This window comes from Clostridium tarantellae (assembly GCF_009295725.1).
Classification (GTDB): domain Bacteria; phylum Bacillota; class Clostridia; order Clostridiales; family Clostridiaceae; genus Sarcina; species Sarcina tarantellae.
On sequence record NZ_WHJC01000009.1, the window covers coordinates 1 to 14,791 of the forward strand.

The window sequence follows — 14,791 nt, forward strand, 5'->3', positions numbered from 1 at the left end:
GTATAATACTACTATATAATATTTTTAATACACATTCTATTCTACTATAATATAACTTCCATTAAATTCTTCTACAACTCCAACTACTGCACTTTTTAATTTAAGTGTATCTAACTTACTTAATATCTCAGCATAATCTTTTGTATTACATGAAAATAATAATCCACCAGATGTTTGTGGATCAAATAATATATCTTCTAACCATGATTCTACATTATTTAATAAATATTTATTGTTAATATAACATTTATTTTGATAACACCCAGCTGGAACTAAACCCATATTAGCATATTCTTTTGCTTCCTCAATATAAGGAATACAATCTTTATATATTCTAAATGTCTTATTTGAAGGCTCTGCCATTTCATATGCATGCCCCATAAAAGAAAATCCAGTAATATCTGTGCATGCGCTTATTTTATAATTAATTATTATATCTGCCGCATATTTATTCAAATAACTCATAGTATCTATAGCTTTATTATAAGCTTCCTTAGATGCTATTTCACCCTTTATAGCAGTATTTATTATTCCTGTTCCTAGAGGTTTAGTTAATATTAGTATTTCTCCAGTCTTTGACCCATAATTTTTTAAAACTTTATCTGGATGTACTATACCTGTAACTGATAACCCATATTTTGGTTCATCATCTTGTACTGAATGACCTCCTACAATAACAGCACCAGCTTCTATTACTTTATCTGCTCCACCTTTTAATATATCACCTAAAATGTCTATAGATAAACAATTTGGAAATCCTACTATGTTTAATGCTACTATAGGCTTTCCTCCCATAGCATAAACATCACTTAAAGAATTAGCAGCTGCAATTTGACCAAACATGTATGGATCATCTACTATAGGCGTAAAAAAGTCTAAAGTTTGAATTGTAGCTATATCATCACTTAATTTATAAACAGCAGCATCATCAGCTGTATCTATACCTACTATTAAGTTTTCATCTTTCATTTTAGGCAACTTACTTAGTATCTCTGAAAGAGCCCCCGGCCCTATTTTAGCTGCTCAACCTGAAGTTTTTGATAGTTGTGTTAATTTTTTTTCTATCATTACTCTCCTCCCTCTTTTCTTATGTATTTTATTTATTAATTATAGCATATTCATTTAACTGTTATACTATCTTTTAATTTTTCTACAGTTTTTTCTCCTATTCCATCTACGTTTTGTAAATCTTCTACCTTTTTAAATGCACCTGACTTTTCTCTATAACTTATAATAGCCTGTGCTTTTGATTCTCCTACACCTGTTAGTGTCATAAGTTCATCTTTAGAAGCTGAATTTATATTCACTTTTCCTCCCGATATAGATTCTACATTATTCATTGTATTAACAGAAGCTATATTATTTTGTGTTTCATTATTTATATTTCCAATGATAACACATTGTCCATCAGTTAAAGTAGATGCTCTATTTATAGAATTTATATCTGCCTCTAAGGTAACTCCTCCTGCTAATTCTATTAATTGATAAATTCTAAACTCTTCTTCTACTATATATACATCTGGTTTATTTACTTCTCCTTTTATTTCAACAGTAATTGAATTTTTGCTATTACTATCTTCTTTAGATTTTTCTTCACTTTTGGGTTTAGTATCTATAAACATTTTCTCCATATCAGCTTCAGTTAATCTTTCAGGTCTTGTATTTATATAACCTATACATAAAAATATAGCTAAAATAACTAATAAGGCCACTGAACCTATTATTTTTTCCCTTTTTTTCAAAATAAACTCCTCCAAAACATAATACTTTTTAAAATTATTGACAATAATTTAATATATTATGTAGTTAATTATAGAATTTACTACGAATTTTTCTTAAATTATTGCTAATATGTAAAAAATTAATATATAATATACTAATGTTCTATAATGTATTAACTACAAAACTTTAAAGCAGTTATTTAACTCAATAGTGGAGGTCTTTTATGAAAATTTCAAATAAAATTTTGGTATCTTTTATTATAATATTTATAATATTATTGCCAACCAAAAAAATTTATGCTAACGAATTTAATATGATATCAACCCCTAACAATATAGAGACATCAGGAAAAGGCATGTTATTAATGGATGTTGATAGTGGCTTAATACTAGCATGCAAAAATCCTAATGAACCTATGGCTCCAGCTTCTACAACTAAAATAATGACTGCTTTGTTAACTTTAGAAAACTGTAAATTAAATGAAGTAGTTAAGATTAAAACTAATCCTTGCTTAGCTGAAGGAAGTGCAATTGGATTAAAAGAAGGCGATGAATACACTGTTTTAGAATTGTTATATGCGCTTTTACTAGAATCAGCTAATGATGCTGCAATTGCATTAGCTGAACATATCTCTTTAAATGAAACTGAATTTGCTAAACTTATGAATGAAAAAGCTTTAAAGCTTGGAGCAAAAAATACTCATTTTGTTAATGCTAGTGGGTTATATGAAGATAATCATTATACAACTCCTTATGATCTAGCTTTAATAATGAAAGATTTCTCTAAACATAAAGAATTTATTGAAATTTGTAGTAAAGTTTCTCATGAAATGCCTGCTAGTATAATAGATGGTAAAACTAAATGGGTTAATAATAGAAATTCTTTAGTCTTTCCTACAAGTAAATATTATTATAAACCTATAATTTGTAGCAAAACAGGATATACTACTAAATCTCGTCATACTTATGTTGCAATGGCTGAAAAAGATAATCATAGACTTATTCTTACATTATTTGATTACGAAACTAAGCCTAATTATTATGAGGATACTATTAAATTATTTAATTATGGATTTGATACTTTTAAGCCTATAAAACTATATAGTAAAGGAGATATTGTTACTGAGTTTAAATTTAATGAAACTACTAATGTTCCATTATCATTAAAAGAAGATATCTATTATGTAATAGACAAAACAAAATCTAATAGTACATATGATTTAGAAAATCTAAAGTCTATCTTAAAAAGTAATTTTGAAATTATATCAAATACAGCAATAAATAAATTAACTGAAATAAAAAAAAATGAAGAATTATTTGAAGGTATTTTATATTTAGAAGGAAAATCTTTCAAAACAGTTCCCTTAGTATCAGAAATAGATTTATCATTAAAAGTTCAAAATAATTTTTTAAAATTTATTAAATTTAATTTTAAATATATTGTTTTCTTTATTTTATTTTTAATAGTAATTCTTTTATTCTTCATACTATTTTTTAAAAATAAAAGAAAAAAATCTAAATATTCTAGAATATTTAATAATAAAAATAGATAAACTATTATTAGTCTAAACTCTTACATTTCAACTTTTTATAAATAAAAAAAAATAAGAGGAATATTAAAAAATATTCCTTTTATTCTTTTAGTTTTTCTATTAACTCTTTCATATCACTTGGTAATTCAGCTCTTAAACTTAATTGTTTTTTAGTTTTAGGACTTAAAAAATCTAGACCAAATGCATGCAATGCCTGCCTTGATATAATTTCTTCATCTGATTTTCCATATAAGCTATCACCTATTATTGGATGTCCTAAACTACTTAAATGCACTCTTATTTGATGAGTTCTTCCTGTTTCTAACAAACACTCTACTAAAGATGCATTATTATATGTTTCTAAAACCTTATAATGTGTAATGCTTTTTTGCCCTCTTTCATCAATAACTCTTTTAATAGAGTCCTCAGCTGGTCTATAAATAGGTGCATCAATAGTACCTTGCTTTAATTCCATTATTCCATGTACTATTGCTAAATATCTCTTTTTGAAATTATCTCCCTTCATTTCATTAGATAATGTCATATGAGCATATTGATTTTTACCTATTATTATCAAACCTGAAGTATTCATATCTAATCTACTAACTAATCTTACTATACAGTTTTGCTTGCTTTCTTTAAAATAATACAATAATCCATTAGCTAAAGTTCCTGATTGATGACTTCTTGTAGGATGAACTACCATAAATGGCTTTTTATTTAAAACAACAATATCTTCATCTTCATAAACTATATCTAAATCCATTTTTTCTGGCTCAAAATCCTGTGTTTCTGGTTTAGATAATTTAATCCATATTTCATCATTAAAATAAATAACATGATTCATTTTAACTGCTGAACCATTAACCTTTATTCTTTTATCAAGTGATGCACTTCGTATAAGTCTTGTAGAAAGATTCAATTCTCCCTTTAAATATTCTCTAATTTTTCTTCCATCATATTCTTTTGTTACTTTACTTGTTAAAGTACTCATTATTTTGCTCCTATTTTTAAATAATCTTTTCCTAATAGTATAACAATATCATATTCATCATTATGATTATACTTTTTATCAATTCCAACTTCTATATTTTTAACTACTAAATCATTATTCATTAATGTCTTATATTTATTTTCTTTTACTAGTATTTTAGTTTTTTCAATATCTAATCCATTATCAATTTCTACTTTATCATATCCTATTTCTAACAAATCTGATTTTACTTCACTGGCTAATCCATTTATATTACAACAATTTAAAACTTTAATTTTTACATCTTCTCTTAATATATCTTTTAAATCATTACTTTGTTTATTCTTACTATTATCTTTTAGTTTTTTTATTAATTCAGCATTTTCTTCTTTATCATACATAAAATACCACAGATTGTCTTTATATACACTTTCTCCTACTAATGTACTCATTTCAACATTAGCTTTATCTAGTTCCAAAAACTCCAACCCATAAGAAACTATGGTTTTTAAATCCAAATCAGTGTCAACATTCTCTTCTATAGCTTTAGCTAAAGAATCTATTTTCCAAATAGTGCTTGGTGACATGATTTTATCCATAACTTTTCCCATTAATTTTTGTTGATTTTTTATTCTATCTAAATCACCATTTGGCAAACCTGTTCCATCATTATTTTGTCTCCATCTAAAGAACTCTTCCGCTTTTTTACCATCTAGTTGTACAGTATCTCCTGCTTTAAAATTTATGTGTAAATCTTGTTCCCAATCATCATAAAACATATCTTGATCTATATACATTTCTACTCCACCAATAGCATCAATAACTTGCCTAAAGCCATTATAATCAACTTTTACTACATAATCCACATTAACTCCTAACATATCCTTCATCAATTGCTTCAAAAGCTTTTCTCCCCCTAAAGGATAAGCAGAGTTTATTTTCCACTTTTTATTTTTATATGTTATTTGAGTATCTCTAGGAATTGATACTATTTGACATTCATCTGTATTTGGATTAAAGTGAGCTAACATTATTGTATCAGTTCTTTTTATATCTTTATTTTCAACTTGCTCCAAATCTCCAAAATCTAAACCTAACACTAATACTGTAATTGAATCTTCTACTTTTATGACTTCATTTTTTACATCTTTTACAATCTTTACAACTTCTCCTACAAAGCCACCGTACTTTTGAAAAAAATATGTTGTTATACCCAAAGTTATTACCATAAAAATAATAAATACCACTAATATACCCTTTAGTATATTTTTTCTTTTCTTTTTAGTGGTTTTTTTTTCTTTTTTATTACCTGACATAATTCTCCCCCTATGCATTATTGACCTTTAATTTCCATAAGCAAATAATTTCTTGCCTTTACAGTTAACGGATGTACTATTTCTCTTTGTTTTATTACAAAAATTATAGTATTTTCTAACCCTGATAAAACCCCTTCATTTAAATTCTCATAAGTTATTTTTCTTAAACTATCAACACCAGGAAAATTTCTATTAGGTTCTATATAATCTGCTATATATATTATTTTTTCTAGTTTTGACATATTTTCTTTTCCTACAGTATGATATCTTACAGCATTTAAAATCTCTTCATCATCAATACCTATTAATTCTTTAGCTAATATAGCACCCACATACCCATGCAAGACTTGTGGTACTTTAAAAGTAATATTATCTATACTGCTTTCTTTATCTTTCTTTAATATATTTATTTGTTCGTTTATTGGTAAATATTTTGCTATATCATGAACTAAAGCTGCAATTTCAGCTTTAAATTCATCCACACCATTTAACTTGGCTAAAGCTTTAGCAGATTCTGCAACCCCTAAAGTATGAATATACCTGTCCTCAGGTAAAATTTCCCTCAGATAACTATTTAATTTTTCTACTCCCCACATAAATATAACTCCTATAAATATAACTTTTCTTTTTTTATCATCTCAAAAACTAGTTGCGGCAAAAAAAATCTTACATCTAACCCTTTATAAATTCTTTCTCTTATTAAACTTGAACTTATCTCTAAATTAAGTAAATCCAAATGTATTATAGTACATCTATATTTCTTTTCAACTCTTAACTTTTGGGATAATAATTCTATTTTATCAAATCCAGGTCTATTAAACACTACAAATTTACTTAATTTCATTATTTTTTCAACATTTTTCCACGAATCTATATTTATTAAACAATCTGCTCCAGTTATAAAATAAAGCTCTACTTCATCTAACATCTCTTTTAAGTATGACAATGTTTCATAAGTAAAGCTTAATCCATTCTTCTTTATTTCATAATTATTTATGGTAAAAAAGCTATAAGGTAATATAGCTTTTTCTACCATAGAATATCTTATTTTTTCATTAGTTATTTTATTATTTTTCTTATGAGGAGGTATTCCTGCTGGCATAAAAATAATTTCATCCAGTTCTAATTTCCTATATGCCTCATAAGCTATATATAAATGACCGTTATGTATTGGATCAAAGGTTCCACCCAATACTCCTACTTTTTTCATTTTCTTATTTTTTACCTGGCTTTGGTAATTCTATTTTAGGCTTCTTTTTAGATTGCTTAAAAAGAACTATTTTACTACCTATAGCCTGAATTCCTTCACAGCCTATTTTTTCACATATATAATCTGAAGCTTCTCTTGTTTCTAATCCACTATTTTCCAAAACCTTTAATTTTATTATTTCTCTTGCTTCTAAAGCATCTTCTACTTGCTTTAAAAAGTTTTCCTCTATGCCATTTTTTCCAATTTGGAAAATTGGATCTAAATCATTTGCTAATCCTCTTAAGTATGCTCTTTGTTTAGTTGTTATCATTTTTGTCCTCCATTATAATAAGTATTCAAACTCAAAATCATTTAATCTTACCATATCTCCATCTTCTATTCCCATTTCTCTAAGTTCATCAAATATTCCTTTATTTTTTAATACTTTATGGAAGTATCTTAAAGAATCTGGGTCATTTACATTAACTGCAAGTAATAATCTATCCACAAATGAACCTTCAATTACATAAACTCTTACTTCATCTTCTTCAATAGGATTAATTGTATATGTAAATCTCTTCTCTTCTGGTATATATCTTTCATCTATATCAATATCTAAATCAGTTATTGGTATTTGTTTAAGCATATTTGCTGCTTCTTTCATAACAGCATCTATTCCTTGTGAAGTAGCTGCAGACATTTTAAAGACTTTTTCATATCCCATAGCATTAACTTCTTTTTTGAAGTTTTCAAAAATTTCTTCATCAAATAACATATCGCATTTATTTGCAACAACTATTTGTGGTCTATCCCATAATTTAATACTATATTTTTTTAATTCTTCATTTATTTTTTTGAAATCTTCTATTGGATCTCTTCCTTCTAACCCAGATATATCAACAACGTGTATTAATAATCTTGTTCTTTCTATATGTCTTAAGAAGTCTAATCCTAAACCTACACCCTCTGCTGCACCTTCAATTATTCCTGGTATATCAGCCATAACAAATGGTTCTATTCCAGGTACTGCAACAACTCCTAAATTTGGTTTTAATGTTGTAAAATGATAGTTAGCTATCTTTGGTTTAGCCTTAGTTACTACTGAAAGTAAAGTAGACTTTCCTACATTAGGAAACCCTAATAATCCTACATCAGCTAATAATTTAAGTTCTAATCCTACCCATCTTTCTTCTCCTGGCATTCCTGGTTCTGCAAAGTTTGGTGCCTGTCTTGTAGGTGTACAGAACTTACAGTTTCCTTTACCACCTTTTCCACCTCTACAAACAACAAATTCATCTCCTGGATGTGAAAGGTCAGCCATTATTTTATTGGTTTCTACATCTCTTATAATTGTTCCCATTGGAACTTTTATAATTAATTTTTCACCATCTTTACCATAACATTTTGATCCTTCACCTTTTCCACCATTAATTGCTACAAATTTTTTCTTATATTTAAAATCTAATAGTGTTGTCATTGATGTATCAACTTGAAAAACTACATCTCCACCTTTTCCACCATCTCCACCATCTGGGCCTCCTAATGGTACATATTTCTCTCTTCTAAAAGAAACACAACCATGTCCGCCATCTCCGGATTTTATAAAAATCTTGGCCGTATCTATAAACATGTTCATCACCTTACCTTATCTATAATAAGTAATTAATTATATTATACCCATTTTATTATGTTAGTTAACATAAATATAAAATTTATTAATTTAACTAAAAAACTATATTATAATATTTTTAAATCTAATTTTAGTATAATTTTAATATTTAAGTTTATATATTGTAAAAAATTATTTAGTTATGTAAAAAGCACCCTACTATACCATAGGGTGCTCAAAATAACTATTCAGCTATTATTTCTTCTACGCTTACTGGGTAAACAGAAGCTTTTTTCTTGTCTCTGCCAAGTCTCTCGTACTTAACAACTCCATCTATCATAGCAAATAAAGTATCATCCTTACCTTTTCCTACGTTAGCACCTGGGTGAATTTTAGTACCTCTTTGTCTAACTAATATGTTTCCAGCAAGAACGAATTGTCCGTCTGCACACTTAACTCCAAGTCTTTTACTCTCAGAATCTCTACCGTTCTTTGAGCTACCAACCCCTTTTTTGTGTGCGAACAATTGAAGGTTCATTATTAGCATGGTTACTACACCTCCTCTTTTAATAAATTTATATATTTACAACGCGTTTTCTTTCCAAAACTCTGGTCTAATCCTATAATTAGACTATTTAAGCTCATTTCAAAAGTTTTTAATAAAACTTGAGCTTGCTGAATCTCTTCAGGAGTAAATCCTTCAAGATCTAGCTTTAAATATCCATCACATATTTCATAATTTACATTTAGCTTCAAAACTTCATCTAAACCAATTATAACGCTTTGAGATAGCACAGATACTGAATTACAGATCATATCAAATGCCTCTCCAGCAACAATCATATCTCTATCTTGTAAAGCATGACCTTTTATAGTGAAGGAAATTATGTTATCTTTTTTTGATTGAAATTTAATTTTAATCATAAAATTAAGCTTCTATCTTCTCGATAACTAACTTAGTGTAAGGTTGTCTATGACCGTTCTTTCTTCTGTAGTCTTTCTTAGCTTTGTATTTGAATACAACAACTTTTTTAGCTTTGCCTTGAGCAACTACTTTAGCCATAACCTTAGCACCTTCTACTACTGGTGCACCAACTTTTAATTCTCCGTCTTTTGATACTGCAAGAACCTCAGTTAATTCAACAGTTGAGTCAACCTCAGCGTTTAACTTTTCAACGTATATTACGTCTCCTTCGCTAACTCTGTATTGCTTTCCTCCTGTAGTTAATACTGCGTACATTAAAAACACCTCCTCATAACGGACTCGCCACTTAAGGTACAGATAAATCTGTTTGTACAACCTATTCGTGAGCGGTTTACAAAAGAATTCTATCACAACTACTTATCTTTGTAAAGAAATTTTTAATATTTTTCAATATTCTTCACTAGATATTCTTTTACATTATCTATTTGTTTTTTAAATATTAATGGCTCTACTTTGTAAAACTCATTAAAGTCTTTAAATTCTAAATATATGTTCAAATTTAAAGCTCCAATGTTTTTTAAAAAGTTAAAAATATCCTCTCTAATATGTTTTTCATAAATAGAGTTTATTTCTATATGAAAGTCATTTATCTTTCCTTCAACATCTTTTTTTAATATTTCATTTTTTACAAGTAAATATATGTAAGAAAGTTTCAATCTTTTTCCATAACCATGACACATATCACAGCTTTCCTCTATATACTCATAAATACTTTTACCTTTTCTAGCTCTTGATATTTGAACTAAATTTAACTCTGTAAAAGGAAAAATTTTTGATTTTTGTTTATCATTATTAAGTTCTTCTTTTAATAAATCCAAAACTTTTCTTTTATTTTCACCCTTATGCATGTCAATAAAATCTATAAGAATGATACCACTTAAATTTCTTACTTTTATCTGTCTTGCTATTTCTTTAGCTGCTTCTAAATTTGTTTCTTCAGCTGTTTTTTCCATATTCTTAGCTGTAGTATGCTTACCAGAATTTACATCAATAACATACATTGCTTCTGTTTTATCAATAACTATATATCCGCCACATTTTAAATTAACTTTATTATTTCTTAAACTTAATATTTCTTTTTCTATTCCATAATAATCGAAAAGAGTTCTTTTTTCTTCATATAGCTCTATTTTTTTTCTTTCACATTCTTCTAAAGATTCTTTTAAAATTTCATAATCTTCTTTTGAGTCTACTAAAATTTCATTTGTATCTGAAGTTATATTTTCCCTTATAACTTTAGATATAAGTCCAATATCTCCATATATTTTTTTAGGATGTAATGAATACTTAGCATTTCTAATAACATTACAATATACTTCATTTAAATCTTTAATTTCCTGTTGAATTATACTAATATGAACATTTTCAGCTTTAGTTCTAACGGTAATGCCTATATCTTTAGATTTAAGAAGAGATTCTTTTAAATCCCTTCTTAATTGTTCATTATTTATTTTTTTAGAAACATTAATATCATTATGTGAAGTTTCTAAAACCACAAATCTTCCTGCAATAGAAAATTTAGGTGTCACTTTAGCACCTTTACTTCCTATAGATTCTTTTACTACTTCTACAATAAGTTCATCTCCACACTTTATTGATTTATCTTCACAAAGCATATAAGCTTGCTTATTAAAACCTATGTCTAAAAATGCACTTTTTATTGCAGGTACTAATTTTTTTACAATACCTTTATAAATTTCTCCTGGAATTGGCTCATTACTTTCTTCTTCTATATAACAAGCTTTAAGTATATTATTGTCCTTTATAGCTACCCTTAAAAGTTTCTCTCTTCTTTCAATAAATATGTTACGCATTTATTTAAGTATCCTTAAAATTTATATATATTTATATAGCGGTACTAGCTTATTGTTTTTATCTGCATACATTTCAACTCTTTTAATTTCAGTAAAAGCACTTTCATTAACATTTGAAGTATTAGATTTTATAAAATTAGCTAAGAAATCTGGTGAAAGATTATCTCTACTTCCACAACTTACAAGAGCATTTATAACTAAAACATCATCTTTTGCCCAGTACTTAATTTCCTTAATTTGTGGTTTTATATCAACCATTTTTTCACCTTTTTTACTTTTCTTTAAAGCCATAAATTCTGACTTTTTAAATAAATCATCCATTTCTTTTACAGCATTAGATACATCATTATACTTTATTTTAATAATATAACTTGCCCCGTCTATTAATGCCATAGCTTGTGGTAATCTTTTAACATTATGAACAACAGGACTTTTTGAAACCTCTAAAAATTTTATTCCATTAGCACTATTTTCATTTAATAACTCTTTTACTGCAACTTCTGGTAAATCTTCAGCTAAATTTAAGTCTAGATAATCTCCTTCAGAGTAAACACCAACTGAAAGTGGCTGTGCAATTGATAATACCATGTGAGGATTAAACCCCTTAGAATATTCTACTGGCAATTCAGCTCTTCTTACTATTCTTTGAATTGTTCTCATTAAGTCTAAGTGAGAAATAAATTTTATTTCTGCATTCTTAGTAAATTTAATTAAGTAACGCACCTTCAAAACACTTCCCTTCTTTAAAGTTTACATTTACTCCACATCCTGTACAACCTTCTCTACAGTTTTTAGTAAGCTCTTGATTTTTAGCTTTTTCATTTTCTCTCTCTAAATATTTTCTATTTACTCCAATGCTAATGAAATCCCAAGGTAAAATTTCATCATAAGTTCTTTCTCTGTAAGAATAAAAATCTCCATCTACTCCACACTCTTTAAGAGCTTCTTGCCAAATTTCAAAGTCAAAATATTCAGACCATCCATCAAATTTAGCACCTTTTTCAAAAGCTTTAATTATTACATCACAAAGCTTTCTATCACCTCTAGCAAGTACTGCTTCCATATATGAAGTTTTTTGCTCATGATAATTATAATTTATACATCTTGATTTTATAGCACCTTTTACAGCTCTTATTTTTTCTGTTACACTTTCCATTTTCTCCATAGGAGCCCATTGGAATGGTGTAAAAGGTTTTGGTACAAGTATTGATGTACTTACTGTAATTCTTAATCCTTTATTTCTTTTATCTTTTGGTACTTGATAATATTGATCTGCTATTTTTTCAGCTAATAAACCAATTTCTGTAGCATCCTCTACCTTTTCATATGGCAACCCAAGCATAAAGTATAATTTTAATGAACTCCATCCAGCTTCAAAAGCACTCTTAGATGCTTCTAAAATCTTATCTTCAGTTAAACCTTTGTTTATAACATCTCTCATTCTTTGAGATCCTGCTTCTGGAGCAAAAGTTAACCCTGTTTTTCTAACCTTTTGAATTTCATTTAATAAATCAACTGAGAAAGCATCAACTCTTATTGATGGCAAAGCAACACTTGTATTGTTTGGTCCATGTTCTGCTATAAGCTCTGTAACTAAGGCTTGAATATCAGAATAATCACAAGTACTTAAAGATACTAAAGAAATTTCATCATATCCACTAGCCTTTATCATATTTTTAGCTTGTTTTATTAACGTTTCTCTTGTTTTTTCTCTAACTGGTCTGTAAATCATACCTGCTTGACAAAATCTACAACCATTAGTACATCCTCTAAATAATTCTAATACAACTCTATCGTGAACTACCTCACTATAAGGAACTATTAAATTTTCAGGGAATGATACTTTATCAAAATTATTAACAATTCTCTTTTGTATTGTTTTAGGTACATCATCATATTTAGGCTTAAATTCCTTTATTGTACCATCCTCATTATAAGTTACCTCATATAATGATGGCACATAAACTCCTGGTATTTTTGAAGCTTCTCTTAAAAACTCTTGTCTATCAAAATTTTCTCTATGTTTTTGATAAACATCTAACATGTCATTTAAAGCTTCCTCTCCTTCTCCAAGTTGAAATAAATCAACTATATCATGTAAAGGCTCTGGATTATATGCACATGGACCTCCAGCCATCACTATAGGATCATTATTTGTTCTTTCTGAAGCTCTTAAAGGAATTTTACTCATATCTAACATATTTAATATGTTTGTATAACTCATTTCATATTGAAGAGTAAAACCTAAAAAATCAAATTTATTTAAAGAATCTTTACTTTCAAGAGCATATAATTCTATATTATTTTCTCTCATTAACTTTTCCATGTCTGGCCATGGTGCATATACTCTTTCACAATATGTATCTTTTCTCTCATTTAAAACATGATATAAAATTCTTGAACCTAAGTGAGACATTCCCACTTCATAAACATCTGGAAAACAAAAAGCAAATCTTATATCTACATCACTTGGATTTTTAATTACTTGATTAAGTTCTCCACCTACATATCTTGATGGCTTTTCAACTTTATATAAAATATCATCATTTATTTTTACCACGTGGCTTTCCCTCCTATATAGTTAATAAATAATTTATTTTTATACCCATGAAAATAAGCTAAATTAAAATATAAAATTATATCTTAATTTAGTATTTCTCAAAACTTATTTTATAAAAATATATTAACTTAATATAATTGTAAATCTTTTTAATAAAAAAAGAAGTATATCCCTATACCTCTCTTATATTATCTTAATATTTTATCATAAAATATTATTAATAACCATCATTTATTTTTTTATTATTTTTCGTATAATAATACTCCTCTAAACTTATATTACCATAAATTTTTAATCCCTCTAATAGTTCATCTTCTCTTAATATATACATAAGCTTTAAATTATCATCTAAAACATAAAAAATATTAAATTTATTTTTGTCAGTTAAACCCAATATATCAATTAAATCATCTTTATAATGTATAGAAATTAGCCTATTGTCTATATATTTGTTTCTAATTAGTTTTTCTCTTTTTTTTATTATATCCCCCATAATTACATACATTACCTTTCCTTTTTCTATACTAGTCATATATAAAGAAAATATTCCCATAATAAAAATGGTTATATTAAGCTTATGTATTTCAATCCATACTATAAAAAATGTTAGTATAAACATAAAGGCTAAAGTATAACTAACTAAAGATGTTATGTTACTTGCTTTTTTATAAATTTTATTTTTTGCTAAAAAGTATTTTAAGATTCTTGCTCCATCTAAAGGATAACAAGGTAATAAATTAAAAATACCTAAGGTTAGATTTATTTCAAAACAAGAATAAAAAAAAGTTCCTCCCATAAACTTATAAAGCAAAAAAAATAAAATACTACACATTAAATTAAATAAGGGACCTGCTAAGCATATTTTTATTTGCTCATCTAGAGTAAATTCTTCATAATCACTTATCTCAATAGCAGCTCCAATAAAATGAAGTTTAAGATTTTTAATATCCGCTCCAAGTCTTACAGCTATTAAATAATGAATAAATTCATGAATTATTATCCAAAAAAAAGCTAATGCTAATTTTAATTTAAATCCTAATACTAAAAATATAAGCAGTTGAGGAATAAGCCATTTACTAAATTTCACAAAAC

General features: G+C 27.1%; 16 protein-coding genes. 1 reads left to right on the top strand and 15 read right to left on the bottom strand.

Annotation, left to right across the window (positions count from 1 at the left end):
• Positions 1–36: 36 nt before the first annotated feature.
• On the bottom strand, positions 37–1,068 hold the full coding sequence (gene selD / locus GBZ86_RS01645; RefSeq protein ID WP_152887128.1) for a selenide, water dikinase SelD: 1,032 nt from the start codon (positions 1,066–1,068) through the stop codon (positions 37–39).
• 50 nt (positions 1,069–1,118) lie between these two features.
• Entirely contained in the window at positions 1,119–1,742 is a 624-nt protein-coding gene (locus GBZ86_RS01650; protein ID WP_152887130.1) for a helix-hairpin-helix domain-containing protein, read from the bottom strand.
• A 203-nt stretch (positions 1,743–1,945) separates the two neighbouring features.
• Between GBZ86_RS01650 and GBZ86_RS01655 the strand changes: the two genes are divergently transcribed.
• The gene (locus GBZ86_RS01655; RefSeq protein ID WP_152887132.1) at positions 1,946–3,274 is read left to right on the top strand and encodes a D-alanyl-D-alanine carboxypeptidase family protein; all 1,329 of its coding nucleotides are present in this window, start codon (positions 1,946–1,948) and stop codon (positions 3,272–3,274) included.
• A gap of 79 nt (positions 3,275–3,353) precedes the next feature.
• Here GBZ86_RS01655 and GBZ86_RS01660 read toward each other — a convergent pair whose 3' ends face one another.
• The 13 genes from GBZ86_RS01660 to GBZ86_RS01720 all read right to left on the bottom strand — a co-directional run bounded on the left by GBZ86_RS01660 (position 3,354) and on the right by GBZ86_RS01720 (position 14,786).
• Positions 3,354–4,247: an RluA family pseudouridine synthase gene (locus tag GBZ86_RS01660; RefSeq protein WP_152887134.1), complete on the bottom strand. Its 894-nt coding sequence runs from the start codon at positions 4,245–4,247 to the stop codon at positions 3,354–3,356.
• Positions 4,247–5,542: an LCP family protein gene (locus GBZ86_RS01665; protein ID WP_152887136.1), complete on the bottom strand. Its 1,296-nt coding sequence runs from the start codon at positions 5,540–5,542 to the stop codon at positions 4,247–4,249. Before GBZ86_RS01665 ends, GBZ86_RS01660 begins: the two co-directional genes overlap by 1 nt.
• Before the next feature lie 17 nt (positions 5,543–5,559).
• Positions 5,560–6,138, bottom strand: coding sequence for a bis(5'-nucleosyl)-tetraphosphatase (symmetrical) YqeK (gene yqeK, locus GBZ86_RS01670; RefSeq protein ID WP_152887137.1), 579 nt, complete (start codon positions 6,136–6,138; stop codon positions 5,560–5,562).
• 11 nt (positions 6,139–6,149) lie between these two features.
• Positions 6,150–6,752 carry a nicotinate-nucleotide adenylyltransferase gene (gene nadD / locus GBZ86_RS01675; protein WP_152887139.1) on the bottom strand — a complete coding sequence of 201 codons (603 nt, stop codon included), beginning with the start codon at positions 6,750–6,752 and terminating at the stop codon, positions 6,150–6,152.
• 4 nt (positions 6,753–6,756) lie between these two features.
• A complete protein-coding gene (gene yhbY, locus GBZ86_RS01680) occupies positions 6,757–7,062 on the bottom strand; it encodes a ribosome assembly RNA-binding protein YhbY (protein ID WP_152887141.1) in 306 nt (101 codons plus the stop codon).
• Positions 7,063–7,074: 12 nt separating this feature from the next.
• A complete protein-coding gene (obgE, locus tag GBZ86_RS01685; protein ID WP_152887143.1) occupies positions 7,075–8,361 on the bottom strand; it encodes a GTPase ObgE in 1,287 nt (428 codons plus the stop codon).
• 223 nt (positions 8,362–8,584) lie between these two features.
• Positions 8,585–8,887: a 50S ribosomal protein L27 gene (gene rpmA, locus GBZ86_RS01690; protein WP_152887145.1), complete on the bottom strand. Its 303-nt coding sequence runs from the start codon at positions 8,885–8,887 to the stop codon at positions 8,585–8,587.
• A 5-nt stretch (positions 8,888–8,892) separates the two neighbouring features.
• The gene (locus GBZ86_RS01695) at positions 8,893–9,264 is read right to left on the bottom strand and encodes a ribosomal-processing cysteine protease Prp (protein WP_152887146.1); all 372 of its coding nucleotides are present in this window, start codon (positions 9,262–9,264) and stop codon (positions 8,893–8,895) included.
• 4 nt (positions 9,265–9,268) lie between these two features.
• Positions 9,269–9,580, bottom strand: coding sequence for a 50S ribosomal protein L21 (rplU, locus tag GBZ86_RS01700; RefSeq protein WP_152887148.1), 312 nt, complete (start codon positions 9,578–9,580; stop codon positions 9,269–9,271).
• Positions 9,581–9,702: 122 nt separating this feature from the next.
• A complete protein-coding gene (locus tag GBZ86_RS01705) occupies positions 9,703–11,139 on the bottom strand; it encodes an Rne/Rng family ribonuclease (RefSeq protein WP_152887150.1) in 1,437 nt (478 codons plus the stop codon).
• A gap of 21 nt (positions 11,140–11,160) precedes the next feature.
• A complete protein-coding gene (locus GBZ86_RS01710) occupies positions 11,161–11,862 on the bottom strand; it encodes a TIGR03936 family radical SAM-associated protein (RefSeq protein ID WP_327443610.1) in 702 nt (233 codons plus the stop codon).
• Entirely contained in the window at positions 11,846–13,699 is a 1,854-nt protein-coding gene (locus GBZ86_RS01715; RefSeq protein ID WP_327443596.1) for a TIGR03960 family B12-binding radical SAM protein, read from the bottom strand. The genes GBZ86_RS01710 and GBZ86_RS01715 overlap by 17 nt, the downstream gene beginning before the upstream one ends.
• Before the next feature lie 217 nt (positions 13,700–13,916).
• Positions 13,917–14,786 (bottom strand): site-2 protease family protein, encoded by an 870-nt coding sequence (locus GBZ86_RS01720; protein ID WP_152887154.1) that lies wholly within the window; start codon positions 14,784–14,786, stop codon positions 13,917–13,919.
• Positions 14,787–14,791 lie beyond the last annotated feature (5 nt).